The sequence below is a fragment of the Microbacterium sp. genome (assembly GCF_052099035.1).
In the GTDB taxonomy this organism is placed as follows: Bacteria; Actinomycetota; Actinomycetes; order Actinomycetales; family Microbacteriaceae; genus Microbacterium.
Genome location: NZ_JBQDSX010000031.1, coordinates 15854 through 36174 on the forward strand (window position 1 = coordinate 15854; position 20321 = coordinate 36174).

Annotated in this window: 21 protein-coding genes; 12 read left to right on the forward strand and 9 right to left on the reverse strand. The window is 66.3% G+C overall.

The window, feature by feature from the left end:
• Positions 1-2: 2 nt before the first annotated feature.
• Complete coding sequence (locus ACTIAO_RS10770; RefSeq protein ID WP_441906268.1) at positions 3-626, forward strand: GyrI-like domain-containing protein; 624 nt, start codon at positions 3-5, stop codon at positions 624-626.
• Here the strand turns inward: ACTIAO_RS10770 and ACTIAO_RS10775 are convergent.
• From ACTIAO_RS10775 to ACTIAO_RS10800, 6 genes are all read right to left on the reverse strand, one after another.
• Positions 619-1011 carry a DUF1304 domain-containing protein gene (locus ACTIAO_RS10775; protein ID WP_441906269.1) on the reverse strand — a complete coding sequence of 131 codons (393 nt, stop codon included), beginning with the start codon at positions 1009-1011 and terminating at the stop codon, positions 619-621. The two genes, ACTIAO_RS10770 and ACTIAO_RS10775, sit on opposite strands and share 8 nt — an antisense overlap.
• Before the next feature lie 17 nt (positions 1012-1028).
• Complete coding sequence (locus ACTIAO_RS10780) at positions 1029-2894, reverse strand: glycerophosphoryl diester phosphodiesterase membrane domain-containing protein (protein WP_441906270.1); 1866 nt, start codon at positions 2892-2894, stop codon at positions 1029-1031.
• Positions 2891-3757 carry an oxygenase MpaB family protein gene (locus ACTIAO_RS10785; RefSeq protein ID WP_441906271.1) on the reverse strand — a complete coding sequence of 289 codons (867 nt, stop codon included), beginning with the start codon at positions 3755-3757 and terminating at the stop codon, positions 2891-2893. Before ACTIAO_RS10785 ends, ACTIAO_RS10780 begins: the two co-directional genes overlap by 4 nt.
• A gap of 72 nt (positions 3758-3829) precedes the next feature.
• A complete protein-coding gene (locus tag ACTIAO_RS10790) occupies positions 3830-4657 on the reverse strand; it encodes a CPBP family glutamic-type intramembrane protease (RefSeq protein ID WP_441906272.1) in 828 nt (275 codons plus the stop codon).
• A complete protein-coding gene (gene trmB / locus ACTIAO_RS10795) occupies positions 4654-5379 on the reverse strand; it encodes a tRNA (guanosine(46)-N7)-methyltransferase TrmB (protein ID WP_441906273.1) in 726 nt (241 codons plus the stop codon). The genes ACTIAO_RS10790 and trmB overlap by 4 nt, the downstream gene beginning before the upstream one ends.
• A gap of 24 nt (positions 5380-5403) precedes the next feature.
• Positions 5404-6243: a DUF3097 domain-containing protein gene (locus ACTIAO_RS10800; RefSeq protein WP_441906274.1), complete on the reverse strand. Its 840-nt coding sequence runs from the start codon at positions 6241-6243 to the stop codon at positions 5404-5406.
• A 133-nt stretch (positions 6244-6376) separates the two neighbouring features.
• Between ACTIAO_RS10800 and ACTIAO_RS10805 the strand changes: the two genes are divergently transcribed.
• The 4 genes from ACTIAO_RS10805 (at position 6377) to ACTIAO_RS10820 (ending at position 10545) form a co-directional block, all read left to right on the forward strand.
• Positions 6377-8410 (forward strand): TPM domain-containing protein, encoded by a 2034-nt coding sequence (locus ACTIAO_RS10805; protein WP_441906275.1) that lies wholly within the window; start codon positions 6377-6379, stop codon positions 8408-8410.
• A 61-nt stretch (positions 8411-8471) separates the two neighbouring features.
• Entirely contained in the window at positions 8472-9209 is a 738-nt protein-coding gene (locus ACTIAO_RS10810; RefSeq protein ID WP_441906276.1) for a PspA/IM30 family protein, read from the forward strand.
• Positions 9210-9268: 59 nt separating this feature from the next.
• Positions 9269-10066: an arginase family protein gene (locus ACTIAO_RS10815; RefSeq protein WP_441906277.1), complete on the forward strand. Its 798-nt coding sequence runs from the start codon at positions 9269-9271 to the stop codon at positions 10064-10066.
• Entirely contained in the window at positions 10063-10545 is a 483-nt protein-coding gene (locus tag ACTIAO_RS10820; protein ID WP_441906278.1) for a Fe-S oxidoreductase, read from the forward strand. The genes ACTIAO_RS10815 and ACTIAO_RS10820 overlap by 4 nt, the downstream gene beginning before the upstream one ends.
• Here the strand turns inward: ACTIAO_RS10820 and ACTIAO_RS10825 are convergent.
• Complete coding sequence (locus tag ACTIAO_RS10825) at positions 10505-10969, reverse strand: SIP domain-containing protein (protein WP_441906279.1); 465 nt, start codon at positions 10967-10969, stop codon at positions 10505-10507. The two genes, ACTIAO_RS10820 and ACTIAO_RS10825, sit on opposite strands and share 41 nt — an antisense overlap.
• A gap of 34 nt (positions 10970-11003) precedes the next feature.
• On the reverse strand, positions 11004-11468 hold the full coding sequence (locus ACTIAO_RS10830; protein WP_441906280.1) for a carboxymuconolactone decarboxylase family protein: 465 nt from the start codon (positions 11466-11468) through the stop codon (positions 11004-11006).
• Positions 11469-11512: 44 nt separating this feature from the next.
• Here ACTIAO_RS10830 and ACTIAO_RS10835 point away from each other — a divergent pair, with 44 nt between their 5' ends.
• Positions 11513-12622 (forward strand): acyltransferase family protein, encoded by a 1110-nt coding sequence (locus ACTIAO_RS10835; protein WP_441906281.1) that lies wholly within the window; start codon positions 11513-11515, stop codon positions 12620-12622.
• On the opposite strand, the gene ACTIAO_RS10840 is transcribed toward ACTIAO_RS10835, so the two are convergent.
• The gene (locus tag ACTIAO_RS10840) at positions 12608-14131 is read right to left on the reverse strand and encodes a glycosyltransferase (RefSeq protein ID WP_441906282.1); all 1524 of its coding nucleotides are present in this window, start codon (positions 14129-14131) and stop codon (positions 12608-12610) included. The genes ACTIAO_RS10835 and ACTIAO_RS10840 overlap by 15 nt on opposite strands.
• A gap of 164 nt (positions 14132-14295) precedes the next feature.
• Here ACTIAO_RS10840 and ACTIAO_RS10845 point away from each other — a divergent pair, with 164 nt between their 5' ends.
• The 6 genes from ACTIAO_RS10845 to ACTIAO_RS10870 all read left to right on the forward strand — a co-directional run bounded on the left by ACTIAO_RS10845 (position 14296) and on the right by ACTIAO_RS10870 (position 20269).
• Positions 14296-15225 carry an alpha/beta fold hydrolase gene (locus tag ACTIAO_RS10845; RefSeq protein WP_441906283.1) on the forward strand — a complete coding sequence of 310 codons (930 nt, stop codon included), beginning with the start codon at positions 14296-14298 and terminating at the stop codon, positions 15223-15225.
• A gap of 80 nt (positions 15226-15305) precedes the next feature.
• The gene (locus ACTIAO_RS10850) at positions 15306-16823 is read left to right on the forward strand and encodes an ABC transporter substrate-binding protein (protein ID WP_441906284.1); all 1518 of its coding nucleotides are present in this window, start codon (positions 15306-15308) and stop codon (positions 16821-16823) included.
• Between the two features lie 20 nt (positions 16824-16843).
• Positions 16844-17794 carry an ABC transporter permease gene (locus ACTIAO_RS10855; protein WP_441906285.1) on the forward strand — a complete coding sequence of 317 codons (951 nt, stop codon included), beginning with the start codon at positions 16844-16846 and terminating at the stop codon, positions 17792-17794.
• A complete protein-coding gene (locus ACTIAO_RS10860; protein WP_441906286.1) occupies positions 17791-18660 on the forward strand; it encodes an ABC transporter permease in 870 nt (289 codons plus the stop codon). The genes ACTIAO_RS10855 and ACTIAO_RS10860 overlap by 4 nt, the downstream gene beginning before the upstream one ends.
• A complete protein-coding gene (locus tag ACTIAO_RS10865; RefSeq protein ID WP_441906287.1) occupies positions 18657-19445 on the forward strand; it encodes an ATP-binding cassette domain-containing protein in 789 nt (262 codons plus the stop codon). The genes ACTIAO_RS10860 and ACTIAO_RS10865 overlap by 4 nt, the downstream gene beginning before the upstream one ends.
• Positions 19442-20269 (forward strand): ABC transporter ATP-binding protein, encoded by an 828-nt coding sequence (locus tag ACTIAO_RS10870; protein WP_441906288.1) that lies wholly within the window; start codon positions 19442-19444, stop codon positions 20267-20269. The genes ACTIAO_RS10865 and ACTIAO_RS10870 overlap by 4 nt, the downstream gene beginning before the upstream one ends.
• Positions 20270-20321: the final 52 nt, after the last annotated feature.

Here is a 20321-nt window from a genome sequence, read left to right on the forward strand (position 1 = left end):
CCATGACCGCGAAGATCGACTTCAAGAAGACGATCGACGCATACCGTGCCCGCAAGGGTCGCTTCGACATCATCGACGTCCCCGAGCTCAACTACCTCATGATCGACGGGCACGGTGATCCGAACAGTTCGCCGGAATTCGCCGGCGCCATCGAGGCGCTCTATCCCGTCGCGTGCACCCTGAAGTTCACCAGCAAACGTCTGCTCGAACGCGACTACACCGTCATGCCTCTCGAGGGGTTGTGGTGGGCCGATGACCACGCCGCCTTCACCGTCTCCCGCGACAAATCACAGTGGCACTGGACGCTCATGATCATGCAGCCCGATTGGATCGATCACGAGATGTTCGCGGATGCCGTGGCCACCGCATCCGCGAAGAACCCCGACCGACGCATCCACGAAGTCCGATTCGGATCCTTCGCCGAGGGCCTCTGCGTGCAGACCCTGCATGTCGGTGCCTTCGATGAGGAAGGCCCGGTGCTCGCTGAGATGCACGACGAGTTCATCCCGCAGTACGGCCTCGCACTCACCGGTAAGCACCACGAGATCTACTTCAGCGACCCGCGCAGGGGCGCACCGGAACGCCGCCGCACGATCCTGCGACAGCCAGTCGAAGCGCTCAGCTGATTCCCACGGCGACCGCCGTGACGATAACCGCCAGCAGCGGCAACGTGCCCTGCATCAGTGCAGACCGCGCCATCTTCACGTTCGACAGCACCAGCACCAGTGCCGCCGCGAGCATCATGCCGGTTCCGGCGAACACGAGCGTCAGCCCGACTGTGGGCTGTCCCGACAGCACGAGCACGATTCCCAGCAGGGTCGCCAGCGCCAGGAACAGGTTGTAGAAGCCCTGGTTGAATGCCAGCGGCTTCGTGGTCTCAGCATCCGCTTCGCTGGCAACGCCGAAGATCTTGCGGGTCGCGGGCTGTGTCCACCGCACGGACTCGAGCACGAAGATGAACACGTGGAAGGCGGCCGCGAGGGCGGCGAGAATCAGGCCGACGATGAGCATGGAATGAGTCTGGCACCTCAGAAGATGACGACGTAGCGCATGAGCGCATCGAACAGCACGTCGGAGAGCCCGGTGGACTCCTGCATGCTCTCGCGTTCTGCGACCCCTTCAGAGGCGAGGTCGGTGATGATCCCGTCAGCGTCATCGCGCATGAGTTCACGGATGCGCTGCTCATCGTTGACGGTCCACGCCAGCGCCGCGAGTCCCGCGTCGTGGGTGGCAGCGTTCATCTCGGGCGTGAACGACCACTCTTCGATCACGAGAAAGTCGGCCGCTGTCTCGGGCGCCCCGATTCCAGCGAGCGCCAAGATGAGCCCCACGGTCACGTTCGGGCGGAGACGCTTGAGCTCTTCGACGCTGTCCTTATCGAGCGAGTGGTAGATGTTCTCCTCGATCGCCCCGAGGCTTTCCAGCTCGTCCACGAGCCGCGGCACCAGATCAGGACTCTCACCGCCATGCAGCTTGATCTCGATCAGCAGAGGCTGACCGATCTCCTGCGCGACCGTCACATACTCCTCGAGCGAGGGGATGCGATCGCTGTTTCCCTGCTCGTCGTGCACGGTCATCTCCACCAGCTCGGCGAGAGTCAGCTCGCCGACAGCTCCCTTCTGACCGGTGAGACGGGTGAGCTCCGCATCGTGCATGACGACGAATTTCCCGTCCGCCGTCTCCATCACATCCATCTCGACGAAGTCGACATCGGCAGCACGCGCGTCCTTCAACGCCGAAATGGTGTTCTCGACGGCGTGCGCGGTGTACCCACGATGCGCCAGCACGAGCGTGCTCGGCTCGCGCGAGAGCGCGTTCATCACGGGGACGTTGATCACGCTAAGCCCCACGATGAGCACGGCCATGCACACCACGGGCACGAGAGGTCGCCTGCGCTCACGCTTCACGCTCTCTGGTGCGCGTGCAGGGTCATCGAGTGCGTCAGCATCCACCCGTTCCACGAGCGCGACTCTCTCCACGAGCGCAACGAGAACGGAAACGATCATCACCGCACCGATGCCGACCACGACCATTGCGCAGACCTGAGCGAACGCGAGCATCACGGCAGCAACGATCGGCGCGGCATCGGGGAGCACAGCATCCACAAGCGCGACGGGGCCCAGCCCGATTCCGACCAGCACCGCGCCTGCGATGGCGCCGGCGACCAGCACGGTGAGGATGACCAGCACGAGGGCGATGCGGTGTCCGCGCACGAAGCGCCAGCTTCGCCGCAGGGCGCGCCCTCCGGTGGCATCGGTCATGGCAAACAGCGGCACCGCGAGCGCGAACTGAATGTTCAGCACCGCGACGACGGCGAGGAAGACGAGGTAGACGATCAGGCCGCCCGTGGTCTTGACGAGTTCACCGGTGATGAACGAGGGAATCGTGATCGTCTGCGACAGTACCGACATGAATCCGATCCCGCCCAGCGGCAGGAGGAGGAACAGATACGGCAGCAGCGGAAGCGCACTCGGGCGCAACAGCTTGCGACCGAGTGCGCCGACGTCGCGCAGTGCGTCACGGGTGAACAGGCGCTGCCCGGCCTGCACGCGCCGGATCGCGACGACGAGCACCAGGTACTGCAGGGACAGCACGAGGAATGCGATCACCACGACCGCGAGCAGCAGGCCGATCGACAGGGGCGTGTCGATCAGACGCGGGAGGGCGGACGTGTCGAAGCCCGTGAGGCCAGCCGCGCGCAGCGCCTCCACGAACAGCCAGCGCAGCGCCGGTGCCGCGATGACCAGGATCAGTCCCTGCGCCACCAGGTATACCGCCGCGAGACGCCATCCGCCCGCTCTGATCACGCGCCACGCGGCGATGATCAGTGCGCGATACGTGCCACGCGATCCGATGTGCGCGCCCGTGGCCGGCGTCCCCGCGGAGCCCGTCACTGCACTGCTGCTCGAGAGCGCACCTTGCGGTACGGGTGGTCCTGCACGCGGGCGGATGCCTCGTCGACGAGCTGCTTGTAGGTCTTCGACTTGCGCGCCCCGGAGATCAGGTGCTTCGTCGTGCGCGCGGCCTTGCGCAGGTTCATCGGCCGCCCCTCGATGCCGTAGAGCAGTCGCGCCCAGTCAGGCAGCAGGTGGAGGACGCCGTCCTGCACGATCACGCCGGTCCAGACCGTGAGGGGATTGCCGCGCAGCACAGGTTTGCGGAGATTGCGCGTCACCTCGGCGGCTTCGACGCCGAGAGCGAGCCAGTGCGTCTGCCCGTCGATGTACTCCTGCAATTCGCCCGCGTTCGACGGGAGCAGCGATGCATCCTCGATGCCGATCAGCCGCGCCGCGACGAGCTGTTCGACGATGAACTGGTCTGCTTCGGCCGGTGAGATCTCGACGCCGAATTCCTGTGATGCACGCAGCAGCGCATAGACGAAGGTGTTGTGCGTCCACGCCAGCCATTCCGGTTTGTCCGCGCGCAGGATCTCACCGGTCACGGGGTCCGTCCAGGTGGCGTGCACATGCATGCGGCGCACCGAAGCGGATGCTGCATCGGCATGCGCCCGATCGCCGAAGATCACGGTCTCGAAGTACCGCCCCGTCCGCTCATCGCGGCCGGCTGCATCACTGTGGGACTCCGTCGCGTTGTAGAAGACCCTCATCATGTACGGGTTCAATGCCTGCATGAGTAACGCGGCCATCCCACCCAGCTTGGAAGCCGGGTCGGCGAAGACACGCCGGGAGACGCTGTCGGGAGCGAAATAGCCGTCGTGCTCGGTTCCGGCGTCGGTCATGGCATCCTGAACGCTCATGGGCGTACCTCTTCGTTGTAGGCAGTCCAAAGTTAGACTCGATTCATGATGGCATAGACGCCGAGGCGCCTCTCACACCAGGACGATCGGCAGCAGTCCCGGATTGTGCGCGTGCACCAGCACGGCGAAGACGACGGCATCGAACAGCAAATGCACGGTGACCACGTAGGCGAGCGAATGCGTCTTCAGGAAGATGTATCCCTGCAGCAGCGCGAACGGGATCGTCAGCGCCGGCCCCCACTCGCGATAGCCCAGTTCCCACAGGAACGACACGAACACGATCATCTGCAGCACGTTCGCCAGCACGTTCGGGAAATGTCTGCGCAGTAGGGCGAACACGGTGCAGATGAAGAACAGCTCATCCCAGATGCCGACCGCGCCGACGCCGACGAAGAGCCGTGCGATGAGCTCCGGCGTGTCGACGACCGGCCAGTTCTGATAGACGCCGCTGGTGATGAAGTAGAACGGCAGGATCAGCCAGCCCAGCACGAGCACGGCGATCAGCCAGCCCCATTGCAGGCGCCCCCAGCGCTTGCCTGTGCGCCACGGAAAGCTGATCGCCCGATCGCGGAATACGAATCGCGAGATGAGGTACGGCACCACGACCGCACCGCCGAGCGCGAGCGTGAAACGCAGCATGGCGAGGTTGTCGAGTTCGGCAGCGAGCGGAATGATGCTGACGATCAGCATCCCGACCGCGATGAGCGACAGGTCACGGGTGAGCGAGGGAGCGGATGCCGTCACCGCTCCGCGCTCGATCAGCCAGGCCGTCCCGATTCCGGCCGCCAGCAGCAGCCACCCCAGCCAAGCCCACTCCGCGACGAAGAATGCGGGAGCTGCGAGGCAGACGAGCACCGCAGGAGCAAGACCGGGCAGCCAGGCTGCTCCCGCGCGAGTCACACCCGAGGCTTTCGCCGGTACACCAGATCGCGGATCTCGCGTCCCTTCGCGATGCCCTTCCGCTCGAAAGCGGTCATCACGCGACCGTCGAACCGCTCGGCCCACTCCCCCTCGAATGTTCGCTCGAACAGCGGCTCGGCATCCATCACTTCGCGCATCTGCAGTGCGTAGTCTTCCCAGTCCGTTGCGAGCCGGAGCAGCCCGCCGTCGGCGAGCGCGTGCGCTGCGGCGTCTCCGAAGCCCGGCCGGATCAGTCGGCGTTTGGTGTGCCGCTTCTTGTGCCACGGGTCGGAGAAGAAGATCCAGACTTCGGATGCTGCGCCCTCGGGCAGGTACGTCGACAGCACTTCCGGCGCATTGGCCTCGATCAGGCGCAGATTGCGCACGCCCGCCTTGTCGGCGTCGAGCATGGTGCGCGCGAGTCCTGCGCGGAACACCTCGACGGCGAGGAAGTCGTCGTCGGGCCGCGCGGATGCCGCCGAGATGATGGCGTGCCCCTGCCCCGATCCGACCTCGACGATCAGTGAGGCGCTGCGACCGTACTCCTCAGCGGGATCCATCCGGGCATCGGGGTGGACACTCGTCGATGCCATGTCTCGCGGAACATCGATCAGGTAGTGCGGTGCGAGCTCGTCGAACGCGCGGTCCTGCGCCTCCGACATCCGCCCGCTTCGACGAACGAAAGAGACCGGCTCATCACGGAAAGTACGGGGCTCGGACATGCTGAACAGCCTATCCGGCCGCTATCAAGCAGATGGGTCCGTCACGAAGTCGATGAGCTCTTCCACGCGCCCGAGCAGCGTCGGCTCCAGGTCACGGTAGGTGTGCACCTTGCTGAGGATGAACTGCCACGCGCGCCCGGTGTCGCCCTGCGTCTCATACGGCCAGCCGAACGCCTTGCAGATCCCCGTCTTCCAGTCCGTGCCGCGAGGAATCTCCGGCCAGCGTGCGATCCCGAGCGTCTGCGGCTTCACGCACTGCCAGACATCGATGAACGGGTGTCCGACGATCTTCAGATGCTTCCCGTGCGGGCCGCGCAGGATGGCATCGACGATGCGCGTCTCTTTGGAACCGGCGACGAGGTGGTCCACGAGCACGCCATAGCGCCGCTTCGCACTCGGCGGCTCGGCGGACAGCAGTTCGTCGAGCTTGTCGACGCCCTGGAGGAACTCGACGACGACCCCCTCTGCGCGCAGGTCGGCGCCCCAGACCTTCTCGACGAGCTCGGCGTCATGCTTGCCCTCGACGAGAATGCGACTGGGCAGGGCGATTCGCGCTCGCTGGTCGGCGGCGACGAACGAACCGGATGCTGTGCGCCGGTGCCCCTGCTTCGCGGGGGCAGGCGGAGTCAGACGTACCGGCTCGCCATCGATCATGAACCCGCCGCCGAGCGGGAACACTCGTTTTCGGCCGTTGTAGTCTTCGAGCTCGACGTTCCCACCCTGGACGCGTGTGACCGCACCGCAGTAGCCGTCAACGGCGACCTCGACGACCAGGTCCCGCTCCGCAGCGACGTCGAGAACCTTCTTCGCACCGCGCTGTCGCCATCCGTCGGCGAGCACATCGGAGCCGTACCTGTCGTCCATGCCTTCCAGCGTATGCGTCGGCAGCGTCCTTCCCTGCGGCGACACAGACTGTTTCCCTAGAGTCGCTATCGTCGGTCGCCGCGAGTGAATAGACTCGGAGCGCCAGGGCCCAGTGGCCCGCGGAGGGAGCACAATGCGGACTCGGTTCACGGTCATGCTGGGGTTGATCGCGGCTGTGTTCGCGTCGGGGATGGCGACGTCCAGTGCACTGGCGACAGCACCGGTGACGCTGGCTTCCGGCTTCGTCACCGATGAGGCCGGAGTCTTGTCCTCCGGCGAGCTCGAGACGGTGAACACACGACTCGCAGATCTCGCCGACGCGGACGGTGGTGATCTGTACGTCGTCTTCGTCGACGAGTACACCGATCCCTCGGACAGCGTCGCGTGGACGGATCAGACAGCCATCGACAACGGGCTCGGCACCGATCAGTACCTCATCTCCGTGGCCATCGATGCCGGCCAGTATGCGATCTTCGCCGACAGCAACGGACCGCTCAGCGACAGCGAAGTCGACCGCGTCGTCCAGGCGATGGAGAACGGGTTGCGCGCCGGCGACTGGGACGGCGCGGTGATCGCCGCGGCCGACGCATTCCCCGGTCAGGGCGGCAGTGCCGACAGCGGTGGCATCGTGTGGATCGTCGTCGTACTCGTGGTCCTGGCGGCGATCATCCTGATCATCGTCGTGGTCACGCGCGCGCGCAAGAAGAAGCAGACGACCCCGGTTGCCGTCCCCGACCCGAACGATCCCTATGCATCCGTCAGCGACGAGGACCTCGAGCAGCAGGCCGGCAGCGCGCTCGTGCACGCGGATGACGCGATCACCTCGAGCAAGCAGGAACTCGGCTTCGCGATCGCGCAGTACGGCGACGATTCGACCGACACCTTCACGAAGGTCGTCAGCGCTGCTGAGGCCAAGGTCGGCGAGGCCTTCGCCCTCAAGCAGAAGATCGACGATGAGATTCCCGACACCCGCGAGCAGCGTCGCGCATGGCACGTTCAGATCATCGAACTGTGCGATGACGCCGACGACCTGCTCAACGAGAACATCGTGGCGTTCGAAGAGCTGCGCAAACTCGAATCCGATGCGCCCGCCGCTCTCGAACGCGTCCGAGGACGCCGCGCCGCAGCCGAACAGACCCTTGCCACTGTTGAACCCGCGCTGTCCGCGCTTGCACAGACATACGACGCGACAGCCATCGCCACGGTGAACGACAACTCCTACCAGGCGCAGCAGCGCCTGGCGCTCGCCGACTCCGAGATCGCCGAGGCCGATGCTGCGATCGTGGCAGGCCGCAACGGCGAGGCCGCTTTCTCGATCCGCACCGCAGAAGAGGCCATCGAACAGAGCGTGGCTCTCGTCGGCGCCGTCACGACGCTCGGTGCGAACCTCGCCGCAGTCGAAGACCAGGCGCGCGCCATGATCACCGACCTCGAAGCCGACATCGCGGCGGCGGGCGCCATGCCCGATGCCCAGGGACAGCTGGCGCCGCTCATCGCCAGGACCCGGTCGAACATCGACGCGGCTCAGGCGGGTCTGCAGGCTGGCGCACGAAACCCCCAGCAGGTTCTCGATGCGCTCGGCGCGACGAATGCTGAGATCGATGCGGCGCTGGCCCGAGTCCGCGAGGCGTCGGAGCAGGCCCAGCGGAGCCGACGGATGCTGGAGCAGCGGCTCACTCAGGCCCGGGCGCAGATCAGCACCGCGAACGAGTTCATCACCAGCCGACGCGGTGCGATCGGTGCGACAGCGCGCACACGCCTCGCCGAGGCGAACGCCGCGTACAACGAAGCCGTCGCCGCACAGGCGACGGATCCGGTTCTCGCGACGGAACGCGCCACCCGGGCGTACAGCCTCGCCTCCGAGGCGGTGTCCCTCGCCACCAATGAGGTCAACGCATTCAACACCGGCGGATGGTCCGGCGGCCTCGGCGGCGGATACGGTGGCGGGTACAACCGCGGCAGCGATCTCGGTGGAGCCATCCTCGGCGGCATCCTCGGCGGCTTGTTCAGCGGAGGCGGAGGAGGCGGCGGAGGCGGCGGCTGGAGCTCCGGTGGAGGGTGGCGCTCCAGCGGCAGCAGCCGCAGCAGCCGCCCGTCCAGCTTCGGCGGAGGCTCGAGCCGCAGCAGTTCCCGCAGCGGTGGCAGATCCCGAGGGGGTCGGTTCTAGCATCCGCTCCCTATTCTCACGAAAACCTCGAAAGACTCCGTTCCAACCGAAAGGAAACACCATGACCAAGCAGTCCATCTTCGGTCGCATCTCCACCCTGGTGAAGGCCAACATCAACTCGATGATCGACTCTGCTGAAGACCCGCAGAAGATGATCGATCAGCTCGTGCGCGACTACACCAACAACGTCGCAGACGCCGAAGCGGCCATCGCCGAGACGATCGGCAACCTGCGTCTACTGGAGCGCGACCACGAGGAGGACGTCCAGTCGGCGACGAACTGGGGAAACAAGGCTCTCGCCGCAAGCCGGAAGGCGGACGAACTGCGCGGATCGGGTGACATCGCCGACGCCGACAAGTTCGACAGCCTCGCCAAGATCGCCCTGCAGCGTCAGATCAGTTCAGAGCGCGAAGCCACCGGCGCCGAGCCGACCATTGCGGCACAGACCGAGGTCGTCGACAAGCTCAAGAGCGGGCTGAACGGCATGAAGGACAAGCTCGGCGAGCTCAAAGCCAAGCGCAGTGAGCTTCTGGCCCGCGCGAAGGTCGCGGAGGCGCAGACCAAGGTTCAGGATGCGGTCTCCTCGATCAACGTGCTCGACCCGACCAGCGAGCTCGGTCGCTTCGAGGACAAGGTCCGTCGCCAGGAGGCTCTCGCGCAGGGCAAGGTGGAGCTGGCCGCTTCCAGCCTCGACGCGCAGTTCGAGAGCCTGGAGGACCTCGGTGAGCTCACCGAGGTCGAGGCGCGCCTGGCCGAGCTGAAGGCCGGCGGCCGCACGCAGTCGCAGCTCGAGTCCTGAGACTCCGGATGCCCCGGCGCGCACGCGCCGGGGCATCCCTTCTTACCTAGGAGGTCCTTGTGGCCCGATTCCTCGTCGTCCCGCAGTGGCAGGGCTCGCCCTCCGCGCGCGCGATGCTCCTCATCGACGGTGCATCGGCGATCGCGGGCGATCTTCCCCGTACGGCGACCACAGTGCTCGATATCCCCGTCGAGGCGGGTGAGTCGCTGGGAACGGGCGTGCATCGCCTCAGTTCGCTGCTGCGCTCGCGGGCGATGATCGTCGAGAATGTGCACGACGGCACGATCGTGATCGGCGGCGACTGCAGTGTCACGGTCGCGGCTCTGGAAGCCCACGACCGCGAGGGCCTCGCCGTCGTCTGGCTCGATGCGCACCCGGATCTGCACACCGATGAGACCTCGCCGTCCGGCGCGTTCTCGGGGATGGCGCTGCGCGCGATCCTGGGTGAGGGCGAGCCGCAGCTGGCACTCTCCCCCGGCATCCCCGCCGATCGCGTCGTCCTCGTCGGTGCCCGCGTGATCGACGATGCCGAGCAGGAGCCGCTCGCCCGGCTCACCCAGCTGGATATCACTGATCTGGATGATCCGGATGCTCTCGCCGCCGCGGTCGCGGCCACCGGAGCATCCCGCGTCTGGGTGCACATCGATGTCGATGTGCTCGACCCCGCGGAGATCGCGGGTGTCTCCACGGCCGCCCCGTTCGGCGCATCCGCCGCCGCGCTCACCACCGCCATCCGGGCATTGCGCGCCCGCGTGCCGCTGGCCGGTGCCACCATCTCGGGGTTCTCGCCGCGCTCACCGCTCGACGCGGTCGACGACCTCGGAGCCATCCTGCGACTCGTCGGCGCCGTCGCATGAGTCCGACTGCGCGAACCGCGGACTGGCGTCCGGCGGCAGAGGCCGCATTGACGCGCGGGCGCCGATTCGATCGCCGCATCCCCGCATTCCTGCTGCGATCGCCCATCAGCCGCATCGGATACGCGTGGGGCACTGCCGTCGGCTGGATCTGGGGCTCGCTGTGGAGCACAGGGCCGATCGAGCGCCGAAGTGGCCTGTGGATCTTCCGCGGCCTGCCGAACTGGGCTTTCAACCGCGGCGGTGTCTGCGTCGGCGGATGCTATCTGACCGGCGATGCCGTACCTACCGAGGCGGTGCTGCGTCACGAGGCCGTTCACAAAGCCCAGTGGCTGCGCTACGGCTTCCTCATGCCGGTACTGTACCTGTTCGCCGGCCGAGACCCGCTGCGGAACCGGTTCGAGATCGAGGCCGGCCTCGAAGACGGCAACTACGTCCGGTCTAGGCGGACAGCAGGCCGAAGCGCGCAGGCGCGTCGATAGTAGAGACCGGTACGTCCAGGACTCCGGTCAGGTGCTCGACGATGTCTGCGGTGCCGAGGTAGCCGCCCAGGAGCGTGACGTGCGTGGGCAGTTCGCTGTCGCACAGCATCTCGTCAGCCCAGGCGCAGGTGGCGCGAGCCAGCGCGGCACCCGGTGCGCACGAGCGCCCCGTTCCCGGTGCACCGGAACGCGACGCGCGAGCGAGCCAGGTGACCGTCATCCGCGCCGGTGCATCGATCACGCTGATGTCGCTCGCATGCGGAACCTCGATGAAGACACGACCGGAGGCGCACAGCGGGAGCGTGGCCAAGAAGGTCTCGAGTTCCAGCAGCGAATTCTCATCTGCCGTGACCAGGTGGTGCGAACGCAGACGCTCTGCCCGGCGCTGGGCACGGCCGCTGCGGATGTCGGTGGACGTCGTCATGATTTCCCCATCGTACCACCGACAAAGGGTTGCCTTACCTTTGTCGCGGCGGAACCGGGTAGCGACCGGCAATCACGACGCGGTTGAAGGCGTTGATCGACACGCATGCCCAACTGAGCGCCGCATACTCCTTCTCGGTGAAGACGCTGCCGACTCGGTTGTACACCTCGTCGGAGATCCCTTCGTCCGAGATGAAGGTGAAGGCCTCGGCGAGCTCCAACGCCGCACGTTCACGGTCCGAGAAGACACCGCTCTCACGCCAGACTGCAATCTGCGTGAGGGTGTCGACGTCGATGCCCGCGGTAGTCGCGCGATCGAGGTGCACCCGAGTGCAGTAGGCGCACCCGTTGAGCTGCGAACAGTGGATCATGACGATCTCGCGCAGACGATCGTCGATGCCGTTCGCCGTGCAGATCTCACCGACGGTCCGTGAAAACGCTTCCAACGCCTTGTACGCGGCGGGCTCGGTCTTGGACAGGTGCACTCGCGTCTCACTCATAGGCCCCAGCTTAGGCTCAGTCCTGCCGACTAGCGTTGGCGCAGATGGCGGGTTCGAGGCGGATAGCGAGTGTCGACGGAGTACGAGGCGTGGCCTCGCTCATCGTCGTCATCTACCACTGCAGTCTCATCAGCCTCCCGCACCTGGACGGCAGTCTCGCCGCATGGCTCACGCAGAGCCCGACAAAGCTCGTCTTCGCCGGCACCGAGGCCGTAATGGTGTTCTTCGTGCTCTCCGGCTTCGTCGTCACGCTCCCCGTGCTGCGCGACGGTTTCGCATGGTCCCGCTACTACCCCACCCGAATCCTGCGGCTCTACCTGCCCGTATGGGCATCATTGGTGCTCGCGACGATTCTGATCTTCGTGGTGCCCAGGAACGCCTCCACGATGCCCGAGGGATCGTGGATGCAGAACGGGCAGGCGACGACGGTCACGTGGGGCTCCTTTCTCAGCGAGGCATCGCTGATCCCGGCGAGCTACGACATCAACAATGTGCTGTGGTCGCTGCGCTGGGAGATGATCTTCTCGCTCGCGCTCCCGCTGTTCGTGGGTGCCGCGGTGCTGCTGCGGCGGCACGCGCTGGTCGCGGCGATCGTGGCGTGCGCGCTGACGGTCACCGGGCGCATCGTCGACGTCGACGCCCTGGTGTACCTGCCCGTCTTCATGCTCGGAACGCTGATGGCCGTGCGCCTCGACGATCTGCTCACCTGGGCACGCCGTCCTCGTCACGCGGCATTCTGGCCGAGTGCGACCGCGCTCGCGCTGATGCTGCTCGTCGCCAGCTGGCTCGCTCGACCGATTGCAGATGCCGGAAGCATCACGAGCAGAACGCTGTGGGGCCTGGCGGGCGTCGGTGCAGCCATCATCATCATCGCCTCGATCGGATGGCCGCGACTGAGCACGCTGCTCGAGCGTCGCACGCCGCAGTGGCTCGGCCGGGTCTCGTACAGCCTGTACCTCGTGCACGTTCCACTGCTGGCGACGCTGGTCTATCTCTGGGGAACCGAGAACTGGCTGCTGGCGGTCACTGTCGGGCTTCCGGCGAGCCTGCTGCTGGCGGGCCTGTTCCATCGATACGTCGAGGCTCCGGCGCATCGCCTCTCGCGATTCGTCGGCGGTGCGGTGTCCAGCCGCGTGCGCTCACTCCTCGCCTGAGGCGTCATAGCGTCCGCTGACACGCATCAGTCGACGTTTCATCCGCCCGGCGGAGTGCCGGGATCGTGCAGCCACCGACTCCGGCCCGGATGCCGCGTGCTTGCGCTCCCACGCCTTCTCCATCTCACGGGCCCAGGCCCGCGTCACCGCCTGATCGTCGAACCGTTCGGCCGTCGCCATGGCACGTCGGCGCATGGCGTCGACGGCACGCCCCGGCATCCGCTGCAGCTCGACGATCCGTGCTGCCAGTGCGTCGATGTCTCCCGCCACCACCAGGAATCCATTCTTTCCGTCGACGATCAGGTCCGACGGTCCGTACGGGATGTCGTAGGCGATCGGGATGCACCCGGCCGCCATCCCCTCCACGAGTGCGAGCGGCAGACCTTCGGCGGTCGACGTCAGCAGCATGAAATCGGCCGCCACGAAGTGGGAGCGGGCCTCGGGATCGTGCCCGCGCAGTCGCACTCGATCCGCAACTCCGAGGGATGCGATCGTCTCCTCCAGCAACGGACGGCGCTCACCGTCGCCGAAGACGTCCAGAGCCGCATCAACCGATGCAGACGCGCGCGCGACAGCCTTGATCGCGTGCGACACGCGCTTGCGCTTGATCAACGAGGCCAGCATGATCCCGTTCCCGCGAATGCGATTCGCCCGCTCACCCGGCGTCGCCGGTGCACCGTTGAATCCGTTCGGAATCACGGCGAGGTTCGCGTGCGGGCCGAGGTCACGGACGAGGTCATCGCGCTGGCCCTCGGTGAGCAGCACAACAGAGTCGAAATCGTCGAGGTTCTCCAGAACACTGCGGCGGGTCTTGCTCAGGGCCGCTCCGTCTGCTGTGCGATGCGATCCGTGCAGGACATGCATCGTCATGACATTGCGCCGCCGGTAGGTGCGAGCGAATCGCGCCGCCGTCTTCGAGTCGACGATGAGAAAGCTCTCGTCTCGGCCGATCACCTGGTCGAGCCAGTACCGGTAGAGACCCCACACGCTCCCCCACCTACGCGCGGGCGTGCCATCGCGGTCGTAGAGGATGACATCTCGTGACTGGGTGCGCTCGTCCCGTCGATCGGTCATCAGCACAGTGCCGTCTGCACGGAATCGATCGGCGGCCACCACGCCGCTGCCATCGTCTGCGATGCGCTCGCGCAGCAAGACGACATCATCCCGCCGATGTTCGTCGACGCCCGACCCTGCGACGAGGAGCTCATGTGCCTGCTCCGGACGCTTCTTGCCGGCCGTGACGTCGTGCTCCCGCAACCAGTCCCAGATGTTGACGATGCGGATGCCGTCGATGAGCTCGCCCATGCGCCGAAGTTCGTCACCGAATACCGCGTAGTCGAGCCGATCGTCCAGCGTCAGGATGTCGACGGGGTGACCGGCGACCCGGACGAACGCTCTGGATCGATGCAAGAGCGCACCGGTCATACCACCGAAGGAATTCGGGATGCTCCAGCTGAGCACGAGCTGTCGGCCAGGACGGAAGTGCGGGGCGAAGAGAGAAGTCCGCATGCCACCGACGCTAACAACGCCCGCTGGGAATCCTTCACAATCGATGAGAAAATCATCATGACAATCACTTTGCGTTCAAACTAAGCGATTAGACAATCGTTTATCCTTGATTACGTGGCAATATGATTTCAGGTTTCACGCCAACGCCCACTTCGGAGCAGAATATGGGCGTGACGACCAACGCGAGCGAGGTCCAGTATCTCCCACTGCAGGCTCATGCCCTCGGCGTCCCCGCACCGTCGGCCACGCGCGTCGCTCTTACGCTTCCCGACGGACGGGAACTCAGCGCGCTCCGGTATGGAACAGGCGGCCCCCTCATCACACTCCTGCACGGGGCCGGGCTGAACGCGCACACCTGGGACACCACTGTGCTCCACCTGCAGCTGCCGACCCTTGTGATCGACCTTGCCGGCCACGGCGACTCCAGCTGGCGCGACGACGCCGACTACTCGGGCCGCACCCTCGCTCCCGATGTCGTACTCGCGCTGCAGGAATGGACCTCCGAACCGCAGATCCTCGTCGGCCAGTCTCTCGGCGGGCTCACCGCCGCCGCCGTGGCATCCACCCATCCCGAACTCGTCCGCGCGCTGATCACGGTAGACATCACCCCGGGACTCGACACCTCCGGGGGCCCATCGGCGCTGCGCGCCTTCTACGAGGGACCGACCGATTTCGCCACACGCGATGAGCTCGTCGATCGTGCCATGTCCCTCGGCTTCGGAGGTAACCGCGCAGAAACCGAGCGGGGCGTGTTCCTCAACACGCGAGTCCGACCCGACGGCCGTATCGAGTGGAAGCACCATTTCGCACATCTCGCTGCCGCGGCGCTCGCCACCCCCGCACCGGACGCGCCTGCCGCTCCGTCGCGTGCGATTCTCGATTCCAGCGGCTGGGATGATCTCGCCGCCGTCACCGCACCCGTGACCCTCGTGCGGGCAACCCGTGGCTTCGTGAGCGAAGCGAATGCTGACGAGTTTCAAACGCGCCTTCCGCACGCGCAGGTCGTGGCAATGGATGCTACCCACAACGTGCAGGAAACCGCGCCGGGTCAGCTCGCCCAACTGATCCGCGCGTCGGTCGACTCGCCGCGCTGACGACCTTCTTCCCCCTGTCCACCATCCCCGATCCGCACCGGCACACAGCACCCGCCGTCCCGAGAGGACATCGCACCGAAATGTTCCGTCGTACCAAACGCCTCGCCGTCATCTCCGCCATCGCGGCCGCCGCAATCGTCCTCAGTGCCTGCGCGGGCTCTTCACCCGAACCGGTGAAGACCTCCACGGGCGAGCCCGACCCGGACGCCACGCTCACCGTCGGCCTGGTCCTCGAGCCGACCAACCTCGACATCCGCCACACGAGCGGCGCAGCCCTCGAGCAGATCCTCGTCGACAACGTCTACGAGGGGCTGGTCACGCGCGCGCAGGACAACACGATCGAGCCGCGCCTGGCATCCGACTACGAGGTCTCCGACGACGGGCTGACCTACACCTTTACGCTCAACGATGGCGTCACATTCCACAACGGCACGGCGCTGACCTCGGCCGACGTCGTGGCATCGTACGAAACCGTCCGCACGGATGAGTCGATCCAGGGCAACGCGGAGTTCGCGAGCGTCGCATCCATCACTGCTCCGGATGACGCAACCGTCGTCATCACCCTCTCCGAGCCCAACCAGAACTTCCTGTTCTCGCTCACCGGCCCCGCCGGCCTCGTCTTCCAGAGCGGAGACGACACCGACCTGCAGACCGCCGAGAACGGCACCGGCCCCTTCACCCTGCAGAACTGGAGCAAGGGCAGCACCATCACCTTCGCGCGCTACGACGACTACTGGGCGGACCCCGCCGGTGTCGCCGAGGTCGTCTTCGAATACATCCCCGACTTCACGGCGGGCGTGAACGCCGCCCTCGACGGCAGCCTCGATGTCCTCACCGCCGTGGACCCGAACCTCGCACCCCAGCTCGAGGACTCCGGCGAATTCGTGATGACGACCGGTCGCACCACAGACAAGGCCACACTGGCGTTCAACAACGCAAAGGCACCGCTGGATGACGTGCGCGTGCGCGAAGCGCTGCGCCTGGGCATCGACCACGAGGCCCTCGTCGAGGCCATCGGTGCTGGCCAGCCGCTGTACGGTCCGATCCCCGAGCTCGACCCCGGCTACGAAGACCTCTCCGACGTCGCGCCGTACGGTCCCGCCAAGGCCAAGAAGCTGCTGGACGAAGCCGGTCAGAAGGATCTGAATCTGACGCTCACCATCCCTGCGTTCTACGGCACCACGGTGCCCCAGGTGCTGGTCTCGGACTTCGCGAAGATCGGAGTGACCCTGAAGGTCGATTCGGTGGAGTTCCCGACCTGGCTCGAAGACGTCTACACGAACAAGGACTACGACCTCAGCTTCGTGCTGCACGTGGAGCCCCGAGACTTCGGAAACTTCGCCAACCCCGACTACTACTTCAACTACGACAACCCCGAGGTGCAGAAGCTCTACGCCCAGGCACTCGCCGAGACCGACCCCGACGCCAGCGCCGAGCTCCTCGCCGAGGCAGCCCGTCTCGTCTCCGAGGATCACACCGCTGACTGGCTGTACACCGGCGAGACGATCACCGCTCTGCGCCCGAGCGTCTCGGGCTTCCCGGAGGACTCGATCAACTCGCGCATCAACCTCGCCGGCGTCACCGTCGCCACGGACTGACACGCATCGGTTGATCCCGGGTGATCCGCTACACGCTCACACGAGGAGTCCTGCTCATTGCAGGACTCCTCGTGTCGAGCGTGATCATCTTCCTCAGTCTCCGGGTCTTCCCCGGTGATGTCGCCCAGCTCATCGCAGGCACGCAGGCATCGCCGGCGACCGTCGAGGCGCTGCGTGAATCGCTCGGCCTCAACCGACCGCTCACGGTGCAGTACGGCGACTGGATCGGTGGAGTGCTCACGGGAGACCTCGGCACCTCGCAGCTCAGCGGCGCATCTGTGGGTGCCGAACTCTCCCAGAAGGCGCAGGTGACCGTCCCGCTCGGCATCATGTCGCTCGTCATCGCTCTGCTGATCGCGGTACCGCTCGGCGTCGGCTCAGCGCTCTTGCGCGGCCGCGCCGGAGGGACCGTCATCAACGTGACCTCGCAGACTCTCGCAGCGGTCCCGGTGATTTGGGCCGGAATGATGCTGATCGTCGTGTTCGCGGTGTGGCTCGGGGTGCTGCCTGCCCAGGGCTTCCCTCGTCATGGCTGGAATGAGCCGTGGCAGGCGGTGCGCGCACTGCTGTTGCCGGCTCTCACGATTGGAATCGTCGAGGGCGCCATGCTGCTGAGGTTCGTCCGCAGCGCCACGCTGCAGGCCCGTGGGCAGGACTTCGTCCGCACCGCTGCCGCGAAGGGCCTCACCCGCAACCGCGCGCTCATCCAGCACGGCATCCCGGCCGTCGGTCTCTCGATCGTCACGGTGCTGGGGCTCCAAGTCGCGGGCATCGTCGTCGGATCCGTCGTGATCGAGCAGCTGTTCACCTTGCCCGGCATCGGCCGGATGCTGGTCACCGATGTCGGCACGCGTGATCTCGTCAAGGTGCAGAGTGAGTTATTGGTGCTCACCGGCTTCGTGCTCGTGATCGGGTTCGTCGTCGACCTCGTGCATCATTTCGTGGACCCGAGACAGCGAGAGGCCGCATGATGCCCCGGTGGCTGCGCCAGCTCTGGAGCGGTGCGACGGGACGGTTCGGCCTGATCGTCGTGGCCGTGGTCGCGCTGGTCGCGCTCGTCTCAATGCTGTGGACGCCGTTCGATCCGCACAATGCAGATGTGCGAAATCGCTGGGCCGCCCCCGGATGGCCGCACCTGTTCGGCACCGACGGCACCGGGCGGGACATCTTCAGCCTCATCATGGCGGGCACGCGCACGACCGTGTTCGTCAGCGTCGGTGCCGGCATCGTTGCCACGATCGTCGGCATCGCACTGGCTGCGCTGGGCGCGCTGACCTTCCGGTGGATGCGCGAGACGGTCGCGGTGCTCGTGGACATCCTCATCGCCTTCCCCGTGCTGATCATCGCCATGATGATCTCCTCGGTCTGGGGCGGGTCGCTGTGGGTCGTCATCTGGGCCGTCGGCATCGGATTCGGAGTTAACATCGCCCGTGTCACGCGCCCGGAACTGCGGCGAGTGCAGCAGAGCGACTTCGTGCTCGCCGGGCGCGCATCGGGCCTCACCTCCTCGCAGAACCTGGTGCGCCACCTGCTGCCCAACGTCGCCCCCGTGTTCATCGTGCAGCTGTCGTGGTCGATGGCCGTCGCCGTCCTCGCCGAGGCGGGGCTGTCCTACCTCGGCTTCGGAGCGTCGGTCACCGAGCCCTCGTGGGGCATTCTGCTCGCAGATCTGCAGCGGTACATCGGCATCCATCCCCTGTCGGTGATCTGGCCGGGCCTGGCGATCACGATCACCGTCCTCGCTCTCAACCTGCTCGGTGACGCGCTGCGCGAGGCGACCGATCCGACACTGCAGCATCGCTCGGCAGAGATCCACACTCCGGAGGTGGTCGCGTGAGCCTTCAGGTCCAGGACCTCGTCGTCGAAATCGACGGACGACGCGTCATCGACGGCATTTCGTTCGAGGTGCCCGACGGCGCACGACTCGGCCTGATCGGAGAGTCCGGCTCGGGAAAGTCCGTCACCGCGCTCGCCATCCTCGGACTCCTCCCGGACGGTGCGCGAGCACACGGCAGCATCCGGTGGAACGGCACCGAACTGATCGGGATGCCGGACCGGGAGCTCGCCCGCTTCCGCGGCGATGACATCGGGATCGTGTTCCAGGAACCGCGCACGGCGCTGAACCCGATCCGCACGGTCGGCCGACAGATCGCAGAGTCCGTGCGCATCCACACCGGTGTCGGCAAGCGCGAGGCGCGCCAGCGTGCGATCGAAGAAGCCGCACGCGTGCATCTGCCCGATCCGGAAACGATCGTCAACAAGTATCCGCACCAGCTCTCCGGCGGCCAGCGGCAGCGCGTCGCGATCGCGATGGCGCTCGCCTGCCGGCCGCAGCTCCTGATCGCCGACGAGCCCACCACGGCTCTGGACGTGACGATCCAGGCCGAGGTGCTGCGACTGCTGCTCTCGCTGGTCTCGGAGCACGGCATGTCGCTGATGTTCATCACGCATGACCTTGCGGTGCTCGCCCAGGTGGCCACCTACGGCGTCGTGCTCGAAGAAGGACGAGTGATCGAGGCGGCTCCGGTATCGACGCTGCTCACCGCGCCCTCCTCCCCCATCACCCAGGGACTTCTGCGAGATGCCACCGCGACACTGTGGCGTCCGGAGGGGAACGCATGAGCCTCATCGAGTCCCGCGGACTCCGCCGTGATTTCCCCGTGCCGAGGCGGACGATGTTCGAGCGCGCGAGCGCTCAGACCGCTCTGTACCCGACGGACCTCGACATCGAGGCGGGAGAGTCGATCGGGATCATCGGCGAGTCCGGTTCCGGAAAGTCGACGCTGGTGCGCCTGCTTCTGGGGCTGGACCGTCCGACAGCGGGCACCGTGCGCATCGATGATCGCGAGGTGGATGCCGCAGCATCCGCCCATTCGCTGCACTGGCTGCGCCGCCAGACCGGACTCGTGTTCCAGGATCCGTATGCGTCACTCGATCCGCGCATGAGCGCGGGGCAGATCATCGCCGAGCCGCTGTGGGCGCTCGGCATCGACGGAGACCGCCGCGCACGAGTGCGGGAGGTCCTCACCCAGGTAGGCCTCGACCCCGCGATGGCCGATCGCTACCCCCACGAGTTCTCCGGCGGTCAGCGCCAGCGGGTCGCGATCGCACGCGCGATCGTGCACCGCCCGCGCATCCTCGTCGGCGATGAGCCGCTCTCGGCGCTCGATGTCACCGTGCGCGCGCAGATCCTCGAGGTGCTCGAGCAGCTGCTGGAGACCGAGGACCTCACGCTGATCCTCGTCTCGCACGACATCGGCGTCGTGCAGAACCTCTGCGACACCGTCGCCGTCATGAAGGACGGCGCGATCGTCGAACGCGGCACGACGAAAGAAGTGCTGCTGAGCCCGAAGCAGGACTACACCAAACGACTGCTGGCGGCCATCCCGGTGATCCCGAGCGGCGGTCGGATCATCTCCGACGAAGACGCTTCGTCACCGGCGTGAGCGAGCGCTGCAGGTAGATCGTTCCGAGCGACCGCCCGAATTTGAAGCCCAC

Excerpts from the sequence above, each read along its gene's own strand:
- ACTIAO_RS10825 (WP_441906279.1), bottom strand. The coding sequence starts at position 10,969 with ATGACGACGTCCACCGACATCCGCAGCGGCCGTGCCCAGCGCCGGGCA.
- ACTIAO_RS10830 (WP_441906280.1), bottom strand. The coding sequence starts at position 11,468 with ATGAGTGAGACGCGAGTGCACCTGTCCAAGACCGAGCCCGCCGCGTAC.
- ACTIAO_RS10845 (WP_441906283.1), top strand. The coding sequence starts at position 14,296 with ATGGGCGTGACGACCAACGCGAGCGAGGTCCAGTATCTCCCACTGCAG.
- ACTIAO_RS10775 (WP_441906269.1), bottom strand. The coding sequence starts at position 1,011 with ATGCTCATCGTCGGCCTGATTCTCGCCGCCCTCGCGGCCGCCTTCCAC.
- ACTIAO_RS10835 (WP_441906281.1), top strand. The coding sequence starts at position 11,513 with ATGGCGGGTTCGAGGCGGATAGCGAGTGTCGACGGAGTACGAGGCGTG.
- ACTIAO_RS10810 (WP_441906276.1), top strand. The coding sequence starts at position 8,472 with ATGACCAAGCAGTCCATCTTCGGTCGCATCTCCACCCTGGTGAAGGCC.
- trmB (WP_441906273.1), bottom strand. The coding sequence starts at position 5,379 with ATGTCCGAGCCCCGTACTTTCCGTGATGAGCCGGTCTCTTTCGTTCGT.
- ACTIAO_RS10770 (WP_441906268.1), top strand. The coding sequence starts at position 3 with ATGACCGCGAAGATCGACTTCAAGAAGACGATCGACGCATACCGTGCC.
- ACTIAO_RS10850 (WP_441906284.1), top strand. The coding sequence starts at position 15,306 with ATGTTCCGTCGTACCAAACGCCTCGCCGTCATCTCCGCCATCGCGGCC.
- ACTIAO_RS10800 (WP_441906274.1), bottom strand. The coding sequence starts at position 6,243 with ATGGACGACAGGTACGGCTCCGATGTGCTCGCCGACGGATGGCGACAG.
- ACTIAO_RS10785 (WP_441906271.1), bottom strand. The coding sequence starts at position 3,757 with ATGAGCGTTCAGGATGCCATGACCGACGCCGGAACCGAGCACGACGGC.
- ACTIAO_RS10840 (WP_441906282.1), bottom strand. The coding sequence starts at position 14,131 with ATGCGGACTTCTCTCTTCGCCCCGCACTTCCGTCCTGGCCGACAGCTC.
- ACTIAO_RS10870 (WP_441906288.1), top strand. The coding sequence starts at position 19,442 with ATGAGCCTCATCGAGTCCCGCGGACTCCGCCGTGATTTCCCCGTGCCG.
- ACTIAO_RS10820 (WP_441906278.1), top strand. The coding sequence starts at position 10,063 with ATGAGTCCGACTGCGCGAACCGCGGACTGGCGTCCGGCGGCAGAGGCC.
- ACTIAO_RS10860 (WP_441906286.1), top strand. The coding sequence starts at position 17,791 with ATGATGCCCCGGTGGCTGCGCCAGCTCTGGAGCGGTGCGACGGGACGG.
- ACTIAO_RS10805 (WP_441906275.1), top strand. The coding sequence starts at position 6,377 with ATGCGGACTCGGTTCACGGTCATGCTGGGGTTGATCGCGGCTGTGTTC.